General features: G+C 39.5%; 19 protein-coding genes. 11 read left to right on the top strand and 8 right to left on the bottom strand.

What is annotated here, in order from left to right; translation table 11 throughout:
* Positions 1 to 1,170: 1,170 nt before the first annotated feature.
* The 6 genes from H5160_RS18520 to cyoE all read left to right on the top strand — a co-directional run bounded on the left by H5160_RS18520 (position 1,171) and on the right by cyoE (position 6,736).
* Complete coding sequence (locus H5160_RS18520) at positions 1,171 to 1,590, top strand: hypothetical protein (RefSeq protein WP_002958097.1); 420 nt, start codon at positions 1,171 to 1,173, stop codon at positions 1,588 to 1,590.
* A 322-nt stretch (positions 1,591 to 1,912) separates the two neighbouring features.
* Positions 1,913 to 2,872: a ubiquinol oxidase subunit II gene (gene cyoA, locus H5160_RS18515; RefSeq protein ID WP_182738312.1), complete on the top strand. Its 960-nt coding sequence runs from the start codon at positions 1,913 to 1,915 to the stop codon at positions 2,870 to 2,872.
* Positions 2,873 to 2,874: 2 nt separating this feature from the next.
* A complete protein-coding gene (gene cyoB, locus H5160_RS18510) occupies positions 2,875 to 4,863 on the top strand; it encodes a cytochrome o ubiquinol oxidase subunit I (protein ID WP_024596558.1) in 1,989 nt (662 codons plus the stop codon).
* Positions 4,860 to 5,486 carry a cytochrome o ubiquinol oxidase subunit III gene (gene cyoC / locus H5160_RS18505; RefSeq protein ID WP_002958100.1) on the top strand — a complete coding sequence of 209 codons (627 nt, stop codon included), beginning with the start codon at positions 4,860 to 4,862 and terminating at the stop codon, positions 5,484 to 5,486. Before cyoB ends, cyoC begins: the two co-directional genes overlap by 4 nt.
* Entirely contained in the window at positions 5,486 to 5,842 is a 357-nt protein-coding gene (gene cyoD, locus H5160_RS18500) for a cytochrome o ubiquinol oxidase subunit IV (protein WP_002958101.1), read from the top strand. Before cyoC ends, cyoD begins: the two co-directional genes overlap by 1 nt.
* A 9-nt stretch (positions 5,843 to 5,851) precedes the next feature.
* Entirely contained in the window at positions 5,852 to 6,736 is an 885-nt protein-coding gene (cyoE, locus tag H5160_RS18495) for a heme o synthase (RefSeq protein ID WP_182738310.1), read from the top strand.
* A 101-nt stretch (positions 6,737 to 6,837) separates the two neighbouring features.
* Here cyoE and H5160_RS18490 read toward each other — a convergent pair whose 3' ends face one another.
* The 4 genes from H5160_RS18490 to H5160_RS18475 all read right to left on the bottom strand — a co-directional run bounded on the left by H5160_RS18490 (position 6,838) and on the right by H5160_RS18475 (position 13,011).
* Positions 6,838 to 7,503, bottom strand: coding sequence for a hypothetical protein (locus H5160_RS18490; RefSeq protein WP_024596557.1), 666 nt, complete (start codon positions 7,501 to 7,503; stop codon positions 6,838 to 6,840).
* 174 nt (positions 7,504 to 7,677) lie between these two features.
* On the bottom strand, positions 7,678 to 9,660 hold the full coding sequence (locus H5160_RS18485; RefSeq protein WP_182738308.1) for a phytase: 1,983 nt from the start codon (positions 9,658 to 9,660) through the stop codon (positions 7,678 to 7,680).
* A gap of 11 nt (positions 9,661 to 9,671) precedes the next feature.
* A complete protein-coding gene (locus H5160_RS18480) occupies positions 9,672 to 10,646 on the bottom strand; it encodes a metallophosphoesterase (protein ID WP_165723817.1) in 975 nt (324 codons plus the stop codon).
* A 61-nt stretch (positions 10,647 to 10,707) separates the two neighbouring features.
* Positions 10,708 to 13,011 carry a TonB-dependent siderophore receptor gene (locus tag H5160_RS18475; protein ID WP_182738306.1) on the bottom strand — a complete coding sequence of 768 codons (2,304 nt, stop codon included), beginning with the start codon at positions 13,009 to 13,011 and terminating at the stop codon, positions 10,708 to 10,710.
* Between the two features lie 297 nt (positions 13,012 to 13,308).
* Here H5160_RS18475 and H5160_RS18470 point away from each other — a divergent pair, with 297 nt between their 5' ends.
* Complete coding sequence (locus H5160_RS18470) at positions 13,309 to 14,229, top strand: GGDEF domain-containing protein (RefSeq protein WP_024596554.1); 921 nt, start codon at positions 13,309 to 13,311, stop codon at positions 14,227 to 14,229.
* On the top strand, positions 14,213 to 15,214 hold the full coding sequence (locus tag H5160_RS18465) for an AraC family transcriptional regulator (protein WP_024596553.1): 1,002 nt from the start codon (positions 14,213 to 14,215) through the stop codon (positions 15,212 to 15,214). Before H5160_RS18470 ends, H5160_RS18465 begins: the two co-directional genes overlap by 17 nt.
* 1 nt (position 15,215) lies before the next feature.
* Here H5160_RS18465 and H5160_RS18460 read toward each other — a convergent pair whose 3' ends face one another.
* The 4 genes from H5160_RS18460 to ettA all read right to left on the bottom strand — a co-directional run bounded on the left by H5160_RS18460 (position 15,216) and on the right by ettA (position 18,937).
* Complete coding sequence (locus H5160_RS18460) at positions 15,216 to 15,719, bottom strand: TlpA disulfide reductase family protein (protein ID WP_024596552.1); 504 nt, start codon at positions 15,717 to 15,719, stop codon at positions 15,216 to 15,218.
* 62 nt (positions 15,720 to 15,781) lie between these two features.
* Positions 15,782 to 16,690, bottom strand: coding sequence for a histone deacetylase (locus tag H5160_RS18455; RefSeq protein ID WP_182738304.1), 909 nt, complete (start codon positions 16,688 to 16,690; stop codon positions 15,782 to 15,784).
* A 53-nt stretch (positions 16,691 to 16,743) separates the two neighbouring features.
* A complete protein-coding gene (locus H5160_RS18450) occupies positions 16,744 to 17,109 on the bottom strand; it encodes a PilZ domain-containing protein (protein WP_002958114.1) in 366 nt (121 codons plus the stop codon).
* Between the two features lie 154 nt (positions 17,110 to 17,263).
* Positions 17,264 to 18,937, bottom strand: a complete 1,674-nt coding sequence (ettA, locus tag H5160_RS18445; protein WP_024596550.1) for an energy-dependent translational throttle protein EttA — start codon at positions 18,935 to 18,937, stop codon at positions 17,264 to 17,266.
* Positions 18,938 to 19,270: 333 nt separating this feature from the next.
* Here ettA and H5160_RS18440 point away from each other — a divergent pair, with 333 nt between their 5' ends.
* The 3 genes from H5160_RS18440 to H5160_RS18430 all read left to right on the top strand — a co-directional run bounded on the left by H5160_RS18440 (position 19,271) and on the right by H5160_RS18430 (position 22,139).
* The gene (locus tag H5160_RS18440) at positions 19,271 to 19,918 is read left to right on the top strand and encodes a porin family protein (protein ID WP_024596549.1); all 648 of its coding nucleotides are present in this window, start codon (positions 19,271 to 19,273) and stop codon (positions 19,916 to 19,918) included.
* A gap of 210 nt (positions 19,919 to 20,128) precedes the next feature.
* The gene (gene metA / locus H5160_RS18435) at positions 20,129 to 21,076 is read left to right on the top strand and encodes a homoserine O-succinyltransferase (RefSeq protein ID WP_002958117.1); all 948 of its coding nucleotides are present in this window, start codon (positions 20,129 to 20,131) and stop codon (positions 21,074 to 21,076) included.
* Positions 21,066 to 22,139 (top strand): homocysteine S-methyltransferase family protein, encoded by a 1,074-nt coding sequence (locus H5160_RS18430; RefSeq protein WP_024605362.1) that lies wholly within the window; start codon positions 21,066 to 21,068, stop codon positions 22,137 to 22,139. The genes metA and H5160_RS18430 overlap by 11 nt, the downstream gene beginning before the upstream one ends.
* Positions 22,140 to 22,148: the final 9 nt, after the last annotated feature.

The raw sequence follows: 22,148 nt of genomic DNA, 5'->3' as shown, positions 1-22,148 counted from the left end.
ATCTTTATATTGTGTGTGAAGATGTTGTCAGTGTGAAAGGCAACTCAAGTTCGGTGGATTCACTTCCATAAAGAACGAGTTTGAGTTGTTTTTATTCCCTACAATTGCCACGTAATGTAAACCAAGAATCTTTATATTGTGTGTGAAGATGTTGTCAGTGTGAAAGGCAACTCAAGTTCAGTGGTGACTGAGTTTGAGTTGTTTTTATTCCCTACAATTGCCACGTAATGTAAACCAAAAATCTTTATATTGTGTGTGAAGATGTTGTCAGTGTGAAAGGCAACTCAAGTTCGGTGGTGACTGAGTTTGAGTTGTTTTTATTCCCTACAATTGCCACGCAGTGTAAGCCAAGAATCTTTATATTGTGTGTGAAGATGTTGTCAGTGTGAAAGGCAACTCAAGTTCAGTGGTGACTGAGTTTGAGTTGTTTTTATTCCCTACAATTGCCACGCAGTGTAAACCAAAAATCTTTATATTGTGTGTGAAGATGTTGTCAGTGTGAAAGGCAACTCAAGTTCGGTGGATTCACTTCCATAAAGAACGAGTTTGAGTTGTTTTTATTCCCTACAATTGCCACGTAATGTAAACCAAAAATCTTTATATTGTGTGTGAAGATGTTGTCAGTGTGAAAGGCAGCTCAAGTTCGGTGGTGACTTAGCTTGAGTTGTTTTTATTCCCTACAATTGCCACGTAGTGTAAACCAAGAATCTTTATATTGTGCGTGAAGATGTTGTCAGTGTGAAAGGCGGCTCAAGTTCGGTGGTGACTGAATTTGGGCTGTTTTTATTTGTGCCACACAATTATTACTCCCTCCTAAAAACCTATAATCCTATTAAATATTTCTCTTTAAATCGTTTTTTATTTTAGCTAACCGAATGTTTTTTATCGTGTTATTTTTTATTAACAAAATAGCTTCGAAAGCTTAACTCAAATTAATTGATTTTTAGTTGAACAGAAAATTCTCTTTGTTATACTCACGTTCGAACTTTCAGTAAGTTTTGAAAGTTTGGTTGATACGGATCAATTTTCGCTAGGTAAATATGTGCTAGCTGGATTTGATTGTATTTAGCACCTGGTTTTAGGGTTTACAACAGCAATGTTTTTTAAATTTTTCCATTGCAAACTGTATTAATCTAATTTTGTTATAGTCATTTTAGTAGGTTAATGTCTTTGAACACACTTTCTTTGCATCATACAGCTACGGAACTTGCCTCTGGCGAGCCGCAGACGTGTGAACGCTTGAATAAAGCAGGCAAGGGCGTGTGTGTAGCTATAACTTTATTAGTGTTTAATACTGTAATGTTGCTAAGCGGTGCACTAGAGGATGCCTTCAAGCTTGAAGCGCTATTAAGTGATGGGTTTATTGTAGAGCCACTGTTACTTAATCTTGCGCAATTTTTAGCTCATCCGATCATATCAAGTCAGTTACTTATTGGCCTTTGTTGGTTATTGTTCCATATTTGTCCAGCGCGTCGTGCTGGCATAATCCTCCGTAAAGCAGCCTTTGCTTTTAGCGAGGCTAAAGTTCTTCAGCCTGTGATCTCTTCACATGGTTGTCGTGCTCCACCTAGCTTTACAGGTTGCCTGTAACGCTGCATCTTGTTGCTGGTTTTAATTATTTGTTCTTGCTGTAAATAATTAAGGTTAGCTAAAACAAAGTAGCTTCGTGTTTCTTTAAACACATTTCAGCCAACCACCACTCACCCAAGTTAACTTTTATTACGTTATATAAATGCGTTTAGAAAGCTGGGTTTGTTGCTAGGTCATTAATGGCATGAGCTTTAGGTTTTTTTGAATAGCCCCCTTATTTTTATAATTTAATTCTAGTTAACTTGGGTTTTTATTGAAAAATCGTTGCTTTGGTTTTTATTTTAAGCAGCAAATTGAAACTCTAGGTTTGTAGGATACTCCCTTGTTAATTCGTAACCTTTGTAATATTGCTTTAGCTAGTACAGTGCTGGCGTTGTCAGGCTGTAAAGGCGGGATACTCGATCCAAAAGGGCAAATAGGCATTGATGAGAAAAATTTAATCATCATCGCAACCGTGCTTATGTTGCTTGTAGTCGTTCCCGTTATTGTGATGACTTTGTATTTCGCTTGGAAATATAGAGACACTCAAAACCAAGAAATTTATGCTCCAAAATGGGCTCATTCAAATAAAATTGAAGCCGTTGTTTGGGCTGTTCCTATTGTTATTGTAATCATTTTAGGTGTTATTACCTGGCAGTCTACCCAAGACTTAGACCCCTATAAACCCATTGAAGGTAAAGGTGAACATCTTACTGTTGAAGTGGTTTCACTAAACTGGAAGTGGCTATTTATATATCCTGAGCAAGGTATTGCTACGGTTAATGAATTAGTGTTCCCAGCAAATGTACCTGTTGAATATAAAATCACCTCAGAGAGCACAATGAATTCATTTTTTATTCCGCAATTGGGTAGTCAAATATACTCAATGGCTGGGATGGAAACCAAGCTTCACTTAATTGCAAATGAGCCAGGTACGTTTAAAGGCTTTTCAGCAAATTACAGCGGCGCAGGTTTCACTGGCATGAAATTTAATGCCATTGCTACACCTACTCAAGCAGACTTTGATAAGTGGGTGAGTGATGTGAAAGCGAATTCAAGCGCTAATAACCTGACTCATGCAAATTATGTTGAGCTTGCAAAAGCAAGTGAAAATAACCCAGTAGCATATTACGGAAAAGTTGATGACGGCTTATTTCATACCATTGTTATGAAGTATATGCAGGCGCATGGCGATATGAACAAAAAACACCATGTAATGGGCGAACATGGGCAAATGAGTAAAAAGCATCATGAAATGAGTGAGCACTCAATGCCTTCATCTCACAGCCAAGGCGAGGAATAATAATGTCGTTATTAGGTAATCTTTCACTCGACGCAATTCCGTTTCATGAGCCAATTCTTGTGTTCACGATGTCGGTTATTGCGATAGCTGGGCTTATTATTGCCGGGCTTATTACAAAGTATAAAAAATGGGGCGTGCTTTGGCGAGACTGGATCACGTCTGTTGATCACAAACGCTTAGGCGTAATGTATATTCTTTTAGCACTAATAATGCTGTTTCGTGGTTTTTCTGATGCAATAATGATGCGTGCGCAGTTGGCACTTGCTACCAGTGGTGCGCCAGGTTATTTACCACCAGAACACTACGACCAAATATTTACTGCCCACGGCGTAATCATGATCATATTTATGGCAATGCCATTTATGATTGGTTTAATGAACATTGTGTTGCCTCTACAAATTGGTGCTCGCGATGTTGCTTTTCCATTTTTAAATAATTTAAGTTTTTGGTTTACAGCCAGTGGTGCAATTTTAATTAACTTATCACTTGTATTTGGTGAATTTGCAAAAACAGGTTGGGTGGCATATCCGCCGCTTTCGGAGCTGACCTTTAGCCCTGGGGTGGGGGTCGATTATTATATTTGGGCCTTGCAAATATCCGGGCTCGGTACACTTCTAACAGCCGTAAACTTTTTAGCAACCGTGTTTAAAATGCGTGCACCAGGTATGACCCTAATGAAAATGCCAATTTTTACATGGGCATGTACATGGGCAAACATCTTAATTGCAGCATCATTCCCAATTTTAACTGCTGTACTTGCAATGCTAACGCTTGACCGTTATCTAGACTTCCACTTCTTTACCAATGAATTGGGCGGTAACGCCATGATGTACATCAACCTGTTTTGGGCATGGGGTCACCCTGAGGTATACATATTAGTATTACCAGCGTTTGGTATTTTTTCTGAAATTATTTCGACCTTTGCCGGTAAACGTTTGTTTGGTTACAAATCGATGGTTTATGCCAGCGGTGCAATCTCAATTTTAGGCTTTATTGTTTGGTTACATCACTTCTTTACTATGGGCTCAAGTGCTAACGTTAACGCGTTCTTTGGGGTAATGACTATGGTTATTGCCGTACCAACTGGGGTTAAGTTGTTTAACTGGTTATTTACTATTTACCGAGGTCGATTACGTATAAGTGTACCGGTACTTTGGACTCTTGGCTTTATGGTTACCTTTACCGTAGGCGGTATGACCGGTGTATTACTTGCCATTCCTGGCGCCGATTATGTACTGCATAACAGCTTATTCTTAATTGCACATTTCCATAACACAATTATTGGTGGTGCTGTGTTTGGTTACCTGGCCGGTTTTGTATTTTGGTTCCCTAAAGCAATGGGCTTTAAACTTAATGAAAAATGGGGCAAAGCATCATTTTGGTGTTGGATTATTGGTTTCTTCGTAGCATTTATGCCGCTGTACGTACTTGGTTTCTTAGGTATGACACGTCGCTTAAACCACACTAACAACCCAGATTGGAACATGTGGTTATACATTGCCGCAGGCGGTGCTGTAATTATTATGTTTGGTATTATCAGCCAAGTAATTCAATTATATGTGAGCTTTAGAGACCGTGAAGCGCTTGACGATACAACAGGCGATCCGTGGAACGGCCACACACTTGAGTGGGCTACAAGTTCACCTCCGCAAATTTATAACTTTGCAACAATTCCACATATTGATGATATTGATGCATGGACCGATATGAAAGAAAAAGGTCAAGCATATCAAGATAAAGCAAACTACAGCCCTATTCATATGCCTAAAAACACATCAGCTGGCGTGTTAATGGCAGCAAGTTTAACAGTATTTTGTTTTGCAATGATTTGGCATATTTGGTGGTTAGCTGTTGTTGGACTAGTAGGCGGAATTGCCATATTTATCAAACGTTGTTACACCAGCGATGTAGATTACTATATACAACCTGATGAAATTGCACGCATTGAAGCTGCATATAATTCAAGTGGCGTTAAGGAGTTAAAAGCGTGAGTACACTTTCTGCAAATTTAGACTCTGTATCACACGATGATCATGCCCACGCGCATGATCACCACGATACTTCGGGTGATACCGTATTTGGTTTTTGGTTATACCTAATGACCGATTGCCTACTGTTTGCCTCGTTTTTTGCCACTTACGCTGTGTTATTTATGAACACAGCCGGTGGCGTATCGGGTAAAGATATTTTTGAACTCGACTTTGTAGCAGTAGAAACTGCAGCACTACTGATTAGTAGTATTACTTTTGGTTTTGCCATGATTGCCGCTCAAGGGCAAAAAAAGGCACTAACACTGACTTGGTTATTTGTTACGTTTTGTTTAGGTGCTGTGTTTATTGGTATGGAAGTATACGAATTTCATCACCTAATTGTGCATGGCAATGGTCCACAACAAAGTGCCTTTTTAACATCGTTTTTCTCATTAGTTGGCTTACATGGTTTACATGTAACAGCGGGTCTAATTTGGATGACCATAATGATGATTGAAGTTGCTAAACGCGGCTTAGGTAAAGCAACCGTAACGCGTTTAAGCTGCTTAAGCCTATTTTGGCACTTCTTAGACATTGTCTGGATTTGTGTATTTACCGTTGTTTATTTAATGGGAGCAATGTAATGAGCCACAGCGAAACGCATGCGTTAAAGCAAACGCAAAGTGATCATCATGATGAATCTCATGGCAGTGTTAAAACTTACTTAATTGGCTTTGTGCTATCGGTAATTTTAACTGCTATACCGTTTTACATGGTAATGGAAGGTGACTTCTCAAAAGCAACAACGCTTTGGAGCATTGTTACTTTAGCAATCGTACAAATTTGGGTGCATTTAAAATACTTTTTACACCTTAATTTTACCACCGAAGATGGCCGTGCAAGTACTTTTTCATTCCTATTCAGTGCTCTGATCATCGTAATGGTTGTTGGGTTATCTGTTTGGATCATTTATGAATCTAACGCAATGATGATGTACTAGGAGTTGAAGATGTTTCGTCGTTACTTATCAGTGACAAAGCCGGGTATTATTATGGGCAATTTGATCAGCGTAGCGGGCGGGTTTTTACTTGCCTCGCGCGGTGATATAGACCCATGGTTAATGATTGCCACATTAATTGGTTTGTCGCTAGTGGTTGCATCAGGTTGCGCTATCAATAATGTTATAGATAGAGACATAGATGTGGCCATGGCGCGTACTCGTACGCGGGTTACAGTAACGGGCGAAATGTCGGCCTTTGCTGCACTTAGTCACGGTATTTTATTGGGTGTTGTGGGCTTTGGTTTACTTATCGCCTACACCACTCAAGCCGCGGTATTTTTTGCAGCCTTTGGCTACGTAATTTATGTAGGGGTTTATAGCCTCTACATGAAACGCAACTCAGTATATGGCACTTTTGTAGGCAGCCTTTCTGGCGCTGTACCGCCAGTAGTAGGTTACTGCGCCGTAACAGGGCAGTTCGATATGGGCGCATTAATACTGCTAGTCATGTTTAGCTTGTGGCAAATGCCGCACTCTTACGCTATTGCTATTTTTCGCTTTAAAGATTATCAAGCTGCAGGTATTCCTGTATTACCAGTAGCGCAAGGTATCGACAAAGCAAAACGCCATATCGTACTTTACATTGCTGTATATGCCCTAGTTGTGATGTTACTGCCAATTACTGGCTACACAGGTGCTGCTTTTATGGCTGTTGCTTGTATTACCAGCTTTTGGTGGTTGCTAATGGCGCTACGTGGTTATCGTCGTAATATTGATATGAGTAGCTGGGCACGTAAAGTGTTCGCATTTTCAATTATTAATATTACAGCGTTAAGTATTGCTATGGCTGTTGATTATCATGGTGTTGCTCCACAGCTATTAACGCTTACCTAATTTAAAAATTTTTAACTATTCCAAAGTTAATCCAAAGGCTCGAAAGGGCCTTTTTTTATGCCTAAATATTAAAATAATTGAACATCAGTATTCTCACCCTTTTACTTTCTAAAATCATCAGCATTGTAATAAAGTGGTTTAAGCGTGCCGCAGTTAATAAATTTATAGGTAAGCTCATTTTCAGCTGGGACACGTTTTGAGGTACGAAGCTTTTGCATACATGCATTAACTAAATCAACAAAAATAAGATGGTTATAGCTCGGCGCTTGTTGAATTTTATGAATATAAATACGCTCAGTACCGCCTAGATTAATCATGTCGTAATCTTGCCATTGCGATGATTCACTTAAATCTTTTAGCTCTCTGGCATACAGTTGCTTACTCAGTTCAAGCTCTTTTTTTGAGTAAATTAAACTACCACCTTGTTGATAATCACCCTCGTAAATGTCGGCAATAATCGTAATTTCTTCACCACGCATTAAATGTTGAATATTAAACGCTTGTGGCTTAACCGTGATTAGCTCAGCATTTCTAACAAAGTTTAAGAGTGCGACATCGGGGTTTCCTATTTTATAAACAACTTGCACATCATCTGGAGAATTATAACTAGGTAAGTTAATCGCAATTATAGATGACCCTTGATTAACCAAAGCCATAGGATGCTCAGCATTGTAAGTGGGGTCTACCGGTGGTAGTTCTGTTTTTTCTTCTTCTGCTACAGCAAAGCCACTTAATGTAACTAGTAATAAAGTAAGTAGTAGGCGCATTATAATCTCAATTAATTTATGAGCTTAAATTGTAGTATAAAAATATATATTACATTGAGTTAATTACACTTAATACTTAACTGCAAAGAATTGTATAAAAGGCTCAAATGAGCCTTTTATACAATTTCAAGGTAATCTCAATGCGACATTAAAATAATGGCGACTAAATAAGCACTACTTAATTGCTTTTTTTACTTCTCGCCAATCTATTATTTTAAAGTTTTGAGGCTGCTGTGGCATACGGTTATAACCATCTTGTACAACTAAAATACCTTCAGGATAACCCGGAAGAGACTTAGATGTTACTGTTAACCCGTCGGTTTCTGATGAGCCATCAATACCATTAACCAAATCACTTATTACACTAAACTTACCTGCAAACTCTAAGCTAGGTGTTTTAATGCCCGCAGTACCATTCTTTATTTTATACAGTACGTAGCTGTTATCACCTTGGCTGGAAACAACTAAATAACGTGTTTTGTCGCTGTGGTAAATTTCCATACCTTCAACATCATCAACAAGTTGCTCATTTATACCTTGCAGCATAACCGGTGTACTGCCTGCCGTTGGCTCTGCACCTATAAACCAAATACCGGCATCTTCTTCGCCTACAAATAATTGTCCTAGTTCATCATCTGCACTACAGCCTTCTGGTTGGCTTGGTAGGTTAAACTCGCGAACAAGTTTACCTGTTATTTTTTCGTTATTCTCACTGATTTTATATTGCTGATATAGCCCCGATTTATCATTTACAAATACATAGTTCCCCGTATTTGACGAGTACATACATAAGCCATAAATTTCATCAAGATTGGTAGGAATATCAGCAATGTACTTCACACTATTATTAGCTTGTACTGTAAATACACTAATACCGTTAAGCGTTCGGTTACTGGCAGTTATTAATGTATTGGTACTGTTTTTAATCGTGCTATTTTGTCGCAGGTCTACGTTATTTAAACGACCAACTTCAAGTGACTGTTCAAGCTTGCCATTTAGGCTGTATACCATTAGTCCACGGCGTTTATCGGTGCCTAAAATTAAGCTGTTTGCTGCATCTTTAGTGTTAACCCAAATTGCCGGATCGTCTGCTGCATCACCAAACGCTTGTACGGGGGCAGTTTGTGCACTTGCCTTTATTTGAGTAATTGATTGGGGGCTGGTTTTTAATGATTTTATGATAGGTGTTACAGATAGTGTACTTTTAATATAAGCGCCTGTTTCGTCGTTATACAGCACTGCCGTTGCCGCGTTGTTACTTGTGTAATTTACCGCTACCGATTCCAAGCTCAAGTTACCATTTAACATCCAGTTATTAAGCATTTTACTAATTGGATCATAAGCATACACAGTATTGTTTTTGGTACTAGTAAACCAGATAATACCATCTTGCGAAGCTGAAATAGCTCCTAGTTCACTGTCTAACTTTCCAAAGGGGGCGACTAAAGCAATCGGTTTTTTATCTGCTTGCGATTCCGCGTTCGCGTTTATTGCCCAAATGCCTACTTCGCTTTCACTTACATATAAGGTATTTGTTGTTGTACTTACAGCACAACCCGACGCCTCACTAACGCCAGAAAATTCACGTACATTTACGTTAACCGCTTTATTATTCGCTGTATCAAAAATAATAGTTTCGGTAATTAGCCCGCGTACATCAGGTACAAATGCCGATATTGATTCACTCGCTTTATTAGCAAATAAACACACCGTATCGGGTTGTGCTTGTGGTGGGTTAATGCGGGTTAGTTCAATTGTATCCCAGCCACTTTGAGTGTGCTCAAGCTTAAATATAACAACGTTATCTTGATTGTTATCAATAGTTGCAACCAAAAATGAGTGTGCTGTTAGCTTAGTGACAGCAAGCGCTTCAAAGTTACCTTTTTTTATAATGCGGCTTTGTTGCGTTTCACTTTCAACTAACACTAAGCCTTTGCTTTCGCTTGCTAGCAACCAATTGTTATTATTTAACCATGCCGCTTGTGAGCCTTGCATGTTATCTGTTGGACCAAATTCAGTACTATTAATGACTATTTTATCGGATGTGTTTTTTACTGCCGTATTTGTAGCCATATTACTATTGCTACACGCACTTAATGTACTAAGCACTAAGCTACTTACAATTAAGCTAATAGATGTTTTTAATTTAAAGTTCATGTTGTAACCCTTTATTGGTCAAAGCGCTTTTGAGTGCTGTAACGCACTTCGCCTTTATAGTTAATAGCCGTTGCTTTTAGTGCTTCATTGTTAATCGAAAAGCTCAAAAATCCTGGAGTAGCTTCTGCAAAACGCGTAAATTCACGTTGTTTTACGTAACGCGCTTCGCTACCACCACCAGATACAAAGTGGTCGAGTTTACTGCCATCTATTTGGTTATGTTGCAGGTCATGTTCGTGTCCTGCTATGTATGCTTGCACACCATTTTGCTCAAATATGGGCTCGAGTAAATTACGTAAACCTTCAGTAAGTCCGTAACGTTTTCCACTGCTATAAAGTGGGTGATGACCAACCACTATTTTCCATCGTGCCTGGCTATTTGATAGTTGGCTATCTAACCATGTTAATTGCGCTTGGCTGTTTTGCCCTTGAGTTGCTTTGTATTTTTCGCGTGTTTTGTATTCAGGATTTAAAGTATTAGTGTCTAAAAACACCATTAATATCTGCTCGCCACCTTTTAAAGTAAAGGTTTTGCTGTAATAGCGTGCAGGTAAATTCCAGCGCTGACTTTTTTTACTGTAATCAAGTTGTGCTTGCGCATTACCTAAATAATCATGATTACCCAGTACTACATACCAAGGCTCGAATGTATGTGGACCATGGTAAATATCTTCATAGGCACTTTGCCAAAGCGGGTCGTTAACACTTGCCACGCCATTGGGATAAAAGTTATCGCCAGTTGAAATAGTAAAATCACCATCCGTTTGAAACATCGCTATTTCTAACTGGTGTGCTACGTCTTTTTGATAAAAGTGCCCGTTATGTCCCCAATCACCAATAACCGTAAAATTTAAGCTCTTAGGCAGCACCGTCAAGTTGGCAATTTTTTGTTGCTCGTATAATACATCGGTGTACGTTACGTTTGCCAATACGCTTTGTATACTGCATAAGCCAAGTGTTATTAGCAGTAATGTTTTTTTTATCATTATAGTTCTCTCATGTTTGGTAGCGCTAAATAAAGTGATTAGCACTACCTCATAAACTTATTTAAAATGCGTAACGCAGCATAAGTTGATAAACCGGTCCCGCTTCTTCAGATTCAATTTCGTACTCATCAAAGCTTCTACTAAACTGATCTTCAACGGTATCAAATTTATTAAAGGTTTCGTCTTTACTTGCATCAAGTAGGTTTGAACCCACCAAGCGTAGCGTTACATCTTCCCAACGTTTTTCTAAAAACACTTCAAAGTCGGCACTGTAAGATGTAGTTATTTCTTCACCTACAATACGTCCATAGGCATCACCTTGCTTACGGTAAGTTACGCCAAATGCAGCTTTGAGTTCGGGTAAGTCTTGAATAAACCCAATGTTATAAACGTAGTCTGATTGGTCGTTAAATTTGCGAGTTCCAAAAAAATCGGTTACTTCACTATCAAGCCATGAGTAGTTTAAAAATACACCCGTATTAGGCATGCTAAATGCGCCAAGTGGAGTAGATAAATCAAGCTCAACTCCTTTAACATTACCATCGCCGGTGTTGCGTGGTTGCAGTACAAATGTACCTTCGCCCTCAGAGCCTTCTTGTCCTGTATTTGCTATTTCTATTAGGTCATTTACTTTGCGATAAAATAAATTAATACCTACAACGCCACTTTTTCCTAAGCGATACTCGTAGCCTAAGTCCATACCCCAAGCTGATTCTGGTTTTAATTCAGGGTTCCCTAGTTGGTCGTTATCGCCAAGCTCTTTTTCGATAAGTGCCGGCGTTAAAAAATCAAACTCAGGGCGGCGTAAACTACGCGCAATCGATGCACTTATACGCCCATTTTCGCTAACGTTATAACGAAAGTGTGCCGAGGGGAGGATAAAGTCGTAACTATTATTTTCGGTCACGCCAATTGTTTTATCATTAATTTTAGAATCGGTAGACTCCCAGCGAACGCCCAGCTCCCAAGCAAATAAATCATCTTTGTGCTTAACAAGGGCAAATAAGTCAAAGCGATCTTCTTCTAAAGTATTTACACCACCAGTAACCGCTTCGTACTCGCTATTAAATGCAGCAAGCGTTAAAGGTGATGCTGCGTATTGATCCCAACTGGTAAGTGCAAGTTCTAATTCGTTTTGCGATTCTAAAATTTCACTGTCGCGTTTTTTATTTTGTAAAAATGCACCAAGCTGAATTTCTTTGCTGTCACCCCAAGGTTGGCTGTGTTGCCACTGTAGAGTCCATTCTTTATCGTCTATGTTGCTGCGAGCTTGTTCTTCTTCAAATATCATTGGCAGCTCAGAGGTATCTAGTTCTACTTCTTGCTCATAAACAGACTCTTCAAACCGAGCAAAGCCAAATTTAAACTTACTTGTGCCGCTTAGTAGTGGAAATTCATAAGCGGTATTGATGTTGTAATTAGTTTGGTCAATATATTTAACATTGGCATTATCTGTTTCTAAGTTACCGCCATTTACAATATCGTTATTGGTTGCAGTTGGGTCGTTGTATTCAAATGAACGTTCATCCTCAGTACGCTCTGTATCAACCCACATAGCGCTAATATTAAACTGACTATCGTCGTCAAAAACAATTTCGTAGCTGGAGTTAAGTGACGTGTCGTCGCCATCGCGAGTGTCTGATTGGTCTTCGCGGTTATCAAACTCTTCTGTTTGAAAACTTATATTGTTTTCAGGGCTATCGCCGTAGCGCAAACTAGTTTTTTGTTTTGGGTTATATCTGCCTTGTAAATTTGCACCAAGTAATAAGCGCCCACCAGCAAATTCAGTACCGTACACAGCAGCCAAGCTTTCTTTAAATTCACCATCGTCATAAAGCAAGCCACCAGCACGCAAGTAACCGCCATCTAAACTGTAACCATCGCGCAATACAATATTTAATGTGCCCGCAATAGCATCGGCTGAGCGGTTAGCACTTGATGAGCGAATAATTTCAACGCGTTCAATTAACTCAGCCGGAATTCGGTCAACAAAAAATGAACGGTCGGCACCAGCGCCAGGTACTTCTTCACCGTTTATAAGCACCTTTGTATAAGCAGGGCTTAACCCCCGCATACGTGCACCATCCGATTCAAGCACATCCGATAAAAATGTAACACTGGGTACTCGTTTTAATGCATCGCCTGCGGTCAATGGTTCAAAACGTTGAAAGTACTCTTGTGAATATTCTAAGGTTGGTGCGAGTTCGTCTGAGCGGTTTCTGTAGCCAATTTCACCGTATACAACAATTTTGTCAGAAACTTCGATATCTTTTTTTGTGGTTTCTTTTGCATCATCTTCTGCATAAGCCGTTAAATTACATAAGGCTAATGCGGCTACCAGTGCTTTTATTTTAAAGTCTTTCATTGTATTTGCTCTTGGTTATTGCTGGGTTGTTTCTTGATATGGCGAGCAAGCTAAAGATATTTGATTACGTAAATGTGACAGTGTTTAGTTTAAATACATGTATTTAGAGGTGTTTGAGCAATATCTAGAGCGTATTGAGCTTTTATCACTCCTCGTAAAGTCAGGTGTTATGTACCGTGCAGGGCTGTTTTTAAAGTAGGTATCATTTAGTTGTCATATAGCTGAGCTAATATGACCCTGCTAACAAAAACTTGTATGAACTAACTTTAAAACTCATTTATAAACGAGATACCGCACATGCGATTTAACCCCTTTATCAGCCACCGATTATTAATAAACGCTATTATTGCGATGTTTTTTAGCGCTGTGTTTTTAAGTAGTTATTTAGGTGTATTAAAAACTTACGCCAGTATTCAGTGGCTCGATATTATGGGGGAGGGCGGTATTGTATTAATGACTCTCGTATGGATTGCCGCGTTATTAATTTCAAGACCACCGGGTAAAGTAACCACTTACTTAGTGATAGGTGTTGGGTTATTTATGTTCTCGGCAACCCTCGATTTACTTGATGAATGGCTAATGCATCCCGCCCATCAATGGCTCAGTTGGATTGAATCTCTGCCAGCACCTTTAGGCATGTTGTTAACGAGTGTGGGTTTGTATTATTGGCATCAAGAGCAGTACGTATTAAATCGTCAGCTACGCCGCCGTGAAGCGCATTTACGTGAGCACGATAAGGTGTGTTCAGTTACAGGTCTTTATAAGGCGCAGTACCTAGATTCTGCAATTAAAGAGCAACTTACGAGCAAACAACCACTCTGGCTTGGGGCTATTGATATTCGTGATTTTTCGCATTTTAATAGTGAGTTTGGCTTTAGTGAGGGCGACCGGTTACTGCGTGAAATTAGCGAGCTATTGTTAATGAATTGCCGACTAAGTGATGTAGTGTGCCGCTACGCAGGAGATTGCTTTATGGTATTGATGCCAGCCACCACAGAGCAGCAAGCTAAAGAGTTGATGGCACAAATTAAAGGAGCTCTAAAGCATTGTGCATTTAAAGTTGAAGCATCTAAAAAAGCAAAGTTTCAATATGTCACTACCGCCTTAATACAAGGTAATACGCATAGCAGTACAGGTAAACTAACAAGCCAACTGCATAGTCAATTACAACAAAAAAAGCATCAACTAAAAGTAGCGCACCGTGCACATGTTTGTTAGCCAAGACGACAAATATTTAAGCGCTCAAGGGCTTATTACGTCAGCTGTAGAGCTTGCTCAAAGCCGAAACATAAATTTACATAAGCTGCTACGCGGTACCGGTATTTTTGAACAAGACTTACTTAATTTTCAGCATACATTTAGTGTGTCTCAGCAGGTGCGTTTATTAGCTCAATTTAAGTTGTTGATGAAAAGTACTGACAGTGGTTTTTTACTCGGTAGCCAACTTATTAACGACACTCGAGCCGAAGCTCAGGCATTAAAATATAGCGATAATTTAGCTCAAGTATTAAAGCAATTATCACTTTTAAGAATGCAATTAGCGCCTTTGCTGTTTAGCCAAACGTATATTAAAAACGATAATGTTTATATTTATATTCAGCCAGCACATGGGTTTGATGAAAGCCTTTACCACTATGTGCTAGAGATATACAGCACTGCATTTTATAGTTTACTTAAACGAGTGAGCGAAAGTTACCCGCATTGTCAGTTCGACTTTGCTTTTAAACGCCCTCGGCATATTCAAGAATACGAGCAAAATTTAGGGCTAAAGGTAAGTTTTGATAAGCCATGTACTCGCTGGGTATTAAATAAAACCATGTTAAGGGCTAAAAACCCGCATGCGAGTCAATTACGATTTATGCAAGCGCAGTCGCAGCTACATAATAAAAGCGTAGTTAGCATGACTTTTATTGAAGCCGTCTGCAGATACTTATACTCTCACCCAAGTGCTAATTTAGAGTGCACCGCAAAGCACTTTGCTATGAGCTCAGCTACATTTAAGCGCAGACTCAAACTCAATGGGGTACGCTTTTCAGCGTTAATAGATGAGCAAAATAAGCACAAAGCTATTTACCTACTTACTCTGTGCGCCAAACATAACGAACAAGTCGCTGAACATTTAGCTTTTTACGATATACCTAACTTTCGGCGCGCCTTTAAACGCTGGACAGGCTTAACACCTAATCAGTTAAAAGCGCAATAAGTTACTCAGTTGCCATGTCTATGGAGTGCAACAATGTTCGTGCATTTAAATGAAGATTTGGATCTTCTGGGTTTGACGTATTAGTCAGCCAAATTACATTGCCTTCTTTATTTACAAATAATGTAGTAGGTGTGCCTCGTATACCTAATTGCTGTGCTATTGCATCGGCTTTTACAGCTGTTTTAAAAGTATAACCTCTTTCGCTAAGTGCTTTAGCGGGAGTAGCATCGTCATCTTCTTCAAAGCTCACGGCAATAACTTTTAATCCCATATCATCAATTTTTTGAAGTGCTGGCTGCAGCTTTTTACAGTACGGACACCATGTTGCCCAAAAGTGTAAAACGTAAGGTTGACCTAATAAATCTTGAGTATTGAGTGGCGACCCATCAGCCATTTGTAAATTTAATGTTGGCAATTTAGGATATGTTGCTTCTGAGCTTGTATCTTGTGCGTAAGCTGTAAAGCTTAATAAAATTAGCGTGATGGTAATAAATAGCTGTTTCATAATATGCTCTTTTTTATTTTACATATTAAACAAGAACGATAATTTAACATTTTCATTTCAAACTAAAAGCCAGCAGCTTGTTCAACAACAATAGCGTGGCGTTTAGCGAGGCGTAGGTGATCTCTATCGTAACCTCCACCTATCACAGTAGCTACAGGTGTATTGTGTTCAAGGCAGCGTTTTAGCACTAAATGGTCACGTTTAGCTATGCCATCCCAGCTAATATCTAACTTACCCAAGCCATCACCTTGCCAAATATCAACGCCAGCATCGTAAAGTACTAAGCTTGGGTTTAGCTCTTTAAGTAAATAACTTAGTGTTTCGTTAACTATGGCAAGGTATTCGTCGTCCTTCATATTATTTGCCAAGCCAATGTCTAAATCGCTAGCGGACTTTCTAAAGGGGAAGTTTTTTTCACAATGGATAGAGCAAGTATACGCATAGGGTTGATGCTGTAACATTGCAGCTGTGCCATCACCTTGGTGCACGTCTAAATCAAAAATAAGTACGTTAGTTACCTCACCCGATTTAATTAAAGTTTGCGTGGTAAAGGCCAAATCGTTAACCATACAAAAACCTGAACCAAAGTCATTATGTGCGTGATGTGTACCACCAGCAAGATGACATGCTATACCGTGTTTAAGTGCTAAGCGGGCTGTCTGTAGCGTTCCTTGAGGGGCTGTAAATGTACGTGCCATAAGCTCTTTTGACCAAGGTAGACCAATGCGACGCATGGCTTTTTCATCTAAGCGGTTGTGCCATAAATCTTGGATATAATTATCGCAATGCACAAGCTCAAGCGGCTCTGGCGTGCCTAAAATTGGCTCAACTAGGTTACTGCCGATTAAACCAAGCTCTGCAACATGTTGATATAAATGTGCAAATTTACTCATTACAAAGCGATGCTTAGGATCAAAGCTAAACGAGTAGTTAGGATGGTATATCAAAGGCAAATGAGGATTTAAGCGCATATTTACAAGCTTTATAAAGTTTGCGCTATGGTAATCAACTTAAGAGAATGAGTCTATTGTGAGTCATTAATAAGTGACGCTAATTCGCGATGCAGTAGCTCATCATCGGCTAAGTTTAGCTCTATTAAACGCTTTAAATAAGTAATACTGTCTATATCAATGTGATGGCATTTTAAACCAATATGATCGGCTTCAATATGGCAAATCACTACTTCCATTTTTATTTCTATATCGCTTTGAGGTAATGTAAAACGCAGTATTGCTTGCGTATTGTGGCTGCCAATAAATGCATCACAATTAGTAACCAACGCGCCATGTAACGATAGATCGAGTAATTTACACGGATACTGTTGGCTATCAAAACATAACAGAGCGTTAGTTGAAAATAGCACACGAGAAAACTGTCGACGATTTTGCATAACCTAATTTAGCCTTACTGTTTTTATAATAAATTAAGCATAGCGGGTAATTCTCTACATGCTAGCAAGATGTGCTCCTGTAATGCTGGTGACATAAAAAAGCCCTGCAAAGTGCAGGGCTTAAGTTATACAAACATAAAATTAACCAATATTTTTAGCCAATTTTTTTGTACTTAATACGTTTAGGTTGAGTTGCCTCAGCGCCTAGGGTCTTTTTAAGCCACTCTTCATATTCAGTGTAGTTACCATCAAAGAAGTTAATTTGACCTTCATCACGGTAATCTAAAATATGAGTAGCGATACGGTCAAGGAACCAACGGTCATGCGAGATACACATTACACAACCTGGGAACTCTAAAATAGCGTTCTCCAGTGCACGTAGTGTTTCAACGTCCAAGTCATTGGTTGGCTCATCGAGTAGTAACACATTGCCGCCAGCTTTTAATAACTTAGCAAGGTGTAAACGGTTACGCTCACCACCTGATAGGTCTTTAACAAACTTTTGCTGATCGTTACCTTTAAAGTTAAAGCGACTTACATATGCTCGGCTTGGGAACTCAAAGTTACCAATTTTCAGTACGTCTTGTCCGTCTGATATTTCTTGGAAAACAGTTTTGCTTTCGTCCATACCGTCGCGGAACTGATCAACAGTAGCTAGGTGTACTGTTTCGCCAACGCTGATGTTACCGCTGTCTTGCGTTTGCTCACCGCTTATCATTTTAAACAGCGTTGATTTACCCGCGCCATTCGCGCCAATAATGCCCACAATGGCACCTTTTGGCATGCTAAAGCTTAAGTCATCAATTAAAACTCGATCGCCAAAACTCTTACGAAGATTAGTTACTTCAAGTACTTGGTCACCTAAACGCGGACCAGGTGGGATAAACATCTCGTTAGTTTCGTTACGTTTTTGGTAATCAGACTGCTGCATTTCAGTAAACTGAGCCATACGTGCTTTTGACTTAGCTTGACGACCTTTAGGGTTTGAACGAACCCATTCAAGTTCTTGCGCAATTGATTTTTGACGTGCTTTTTCAGATTTTTGTTCTTGCTGTAAGCGCGCATCTTTTTGTTCAAGCCAAGAAGAGTAGTTACCTTCCCATGGAATACCTTCACCACGGTCAAGCTCTAATATCCAGCCAGCTACATTATCAAGGAAGTAACGGTCATGCGTTACAGCCACAACAGTGCCTTCGTAATCGTGTAAGAAGCGCTCTAACCATGCAACCGACTCAGCATCCAAGTGGTTAGTAGGTTCATCAAGGATAAGCATGTCTGGTTTTTCAAGTAATAATCGACATATAGCAACACGGCGACGCTCACCACCTGAAAGGTGCTCAATTTTAGCATCCCACTCTGGCAGGCGAAGTGCATCAGCTGCGCGTTCTAAAACGTTGTCGATGTTATGACCATCGTGCGCCTGAATAACAGCTTCAAGCTCGCCTTGCTCTTTTGCAAGTGCGTCAAAGTCAGCGTCTTCCATGGCGTATTCGTTATACACTTCGTCAAGACGTTTAAGTGCATGTTTAACTTCGCCAACAGCTTCTTCAACAGTTTCACGTACTGTTTTACTTTCGTCTAAAACAGGTTCTTGCGGTAAATAACCAATTTTAGTACCAGGCTGAGGATGTGCATCACCTTCAAAATCTTGGTCAACACCGGCCATAATACGCAGTAACGTAGATTTACCAGAACCGTTTAAACCAAGCACACCAATTTTAGCGCCAGGAAAAAAGTGCAACGAAATATCTTTTAAGATAGTGCGCTTAGGTGGCACAACCTTAGATACTCGACTCATCGAGAATATAAATTTATCAGGTAAAACCATGGAGGAAAGCCTTCAAATAATAATAAAAATTTCAATGTTGTATTGTAGTGGCTGACGGGTGAAACAGTCAACGAATGCTGTATAGAACAATACACTTACCTAAGCGGTACTTTGTTTTGATTGCTCGTTAAAAACACTACTATTACAGGATTTCTATTGTGTAAAATTCTGTAATCTATTGTTTTATATTGTTCAAATACATTTCATTTTTAACAAAAGTGGTACAGTATATTTACAAGCTGTAAAGTATAAGCAAGTTATATAGGCAGGCCACACTTAGTTTGTTGTTAAACATCACATTATTAAATATTACAAAGGTTTAAAGGAATGAACATGAAAATAGTTACAAGGTTAGGGGCATTACTTTTAGGTTTATACTCATTTTCGAGCCAAGCAGACATACTCCACGTAAATGGTTATTACCAAGGAATAGGGATAGGGTCTACGCAAATTGATGTATACGAGAGTGATAGCATACAGTTTACAACGCTTTACGGCCGGTTTGGATATCAGTTTTCGCGTTACTTTGCATTAGAAGGGCGTATAGGTTTTGGGTTAAATGATGAGTCAACGCCTCTAAACGGAATTGTTTACACTCAGAACCCACAGGACGGTTCGCTGAGTTCAGAATTCATTAAGAGCGAAATCGATTCAAGCCTTGATTTGCAAACAAGTATATTTGTAAAAGCTAATTATCCAATTTCATCTCGAGCTGATGTGTTTTTATTTGGTGGCTATGGTAGAAATAAATTAAGTTACAATGAAGGCGACTTAAAAAACCTTGCAGAATCAATAACTGGTACAGATACAAATTCTACGCTAATAACTGAGCAAAACTACGATGAAGGCGGCGTAACGTACGGAACCGGCATTGACTTTAGGCTAACTCAACGCTGGCAAGTAAGTGCTGAATACCAATATTTTGATACAAATGAAGGCGATATTTACGCTCTTAATTTATCTGTAAATTATCGTTTTTAATTATAATAGCGCTACTGATTTTAGTAGCGCTATTTCAATTCACTAAAACAAAGTACTTCAATATAAATGCATTCCCTCTCATCTATAACTTTTAGTAAATCTTAAAAAAATCATGAATAAATTTCATTTGGACATCTATACATCTAGAGGTTGATATTTTTTACTTTCAGTTCATAATTAAGCCTCGGTTTTTATGAGCAGGAGTAAAGTATGCCAATTACAGTAAAAGACGAGTTGCCGGCAATTGCACGTTTACGTCAAGAAAACGTATTTGTAATGCCAAAAAGTCGTGCAAAAACGCAAGAAATACGCCCAATGCGTTTGGCTATTTTAAACTTAATGCCTAATAAAGTAGAAACCGAAGTTCAGTTTATTCGCTTACTTGCCAACTCACCTTTGCAAGTAAACGTAGAACTACTGCGCCTCGACACTCACCGCAGTAGCAGCAACTCAGAAGAGCACCTTGATACCTTCTACCGTTATTTTTCTGAGGTTAAAGACAACAATTACGATGCATTAATAGTAACCGGTGCGCCACTTGCCCATTTAGAATACGACGATGTAGCGTATTGGGATGAGCTAAAGGTCATTATTGATTGGGCTGAGCAACACGTTACCTCTACGTTATTTTCTTGTTGGGCAGCGCATGCAGCGTTATATCACCGTTACAATTTAAAACGCGATTTAAAAGACGATAAACTGTGTGGCGTATTTACTCACCAGTGTTATTTTGATCACGGTGCACTGACTCGCGGATTCGACGATACCTTTTTGGTACCTCACTCACGCTACGGCCATATTGATATAAATAAAATAAACGCCTGTGAAGAACTCGTTGTACTGGCAGGTTCTGAGCGAGTAGGGGCTTACTTACTTAAAAATAAATCGGGTAGCCAAGTGTTTATAACCGGCCACCCAGAGTACGACGCCGACTCGCTAAAAGCAGAATACGAGCGCGATTGTAAAAAAAGCCCTAATGCACCAAAGCCCGAAAATTACTTTCCGGATGACGATGCAACCAAACAACCTTCAAAAACGTGGCAAAGCCATGCTTTTTTACTTTTTTCGAACTGGTTAAATTACTACGTGTACCAAACCACACCGTATGATATTAATTTAGTTAGCCAAGACGTGAGGACTAACAACTATGCCGAATAACGCGCCTACAAATAATAAGCAAGCCGAAATAAGTGCCGCATTAAAAGAACGCATTTTAATTTTAGATGGCGCAATGGGCACCATGATCCAAGATCATAAGCTAGAAGAAGAAGACTATCGCGGAGAGCGTTTTAAAGACTGGCATGTATTAATTAAAGGTAATAACGATTTATTAAGCCTAACCAAGCCCGACTTAATCACTGATATTCATCGTGGTTTTTTATCAGCGGGCGCCGATATTATCGAAACCAACACGTTTAACTCGACCACTATTTCGATGGAAGATTACGACATGGCAAACCTAAGCCGTGAAATAAACCTAGAGTCGGCTAAATTAGCACGCGCAATTTGCGATGAATTTACGGCTAAAACGCCAGAAAAACCGCGCTATGTAGCCGGTGTTTTAGGGCCGACATCTAAAACGTGTTCAATTTCGCCAGACGTAAACGATCCGGGTTACCGAAACGTTACTTTTGATAAGCTAGTTACTGCGTATGTAGAGTCTACCCTTGCATTAATGGAAGGCGGCGCCGATTTAATACTAATCGAAACTATATTCGACACGCTTAATGCAAAAGCCGCCTCGTTTGGTGTAGAAGAAGCCTTTGAGCAAGCAGGGCGCACATTACCAGTTATGATCTCGGGCACTATTACCGACGCTTCTGGCCGTACGCTTTCTGGGCAAACAACCGAAGCATTTTATAACTCTATTCGCCATATTAAGCCTATTTCGATTGGTTTAAACTGCGCGCTTGGCCCTGATTTACTGCGCCAATATGTAGAAGAGCTTTCGCGCGTGTGCGAAACCTTTACATCGGTACACCCTAATGCGGGCTTGCCTAATGAGTTTGGTGAATACGACTTAGAAGCGCCTGAAATGGCAGCCGAAATTATCGATTGGGGTAAATCGGGCTTTATTAATATAGTAGGTGGATGTTGTGGCACCACGCCTGCGCATATTCGTGCTTTTGCAAAAGGTTTAGCAGGCGTTAAACCACGCCAACTGCCAGAGCTTGAAGTACGCATGCGTTTATCAGGCCTTGAAGCCTGTAACTTAAATTAAGGAGCCAAC

The organism is Pseudoalteromonas sp. SG43-4, from assembly GCF_014164325.1.
In the GTDB taxonomy this organism is placed as follows: domain Bacteria; phylum Pseudomonadota; class Gammaproteobacteria; order Enterobacterales; family Alteromonadaceae; genus Pseudoalteromonas; species Pseudoalteromonas distincta.
This window is presented reverse-complemented; position numbering and strand designations above follow the sequence as displayed.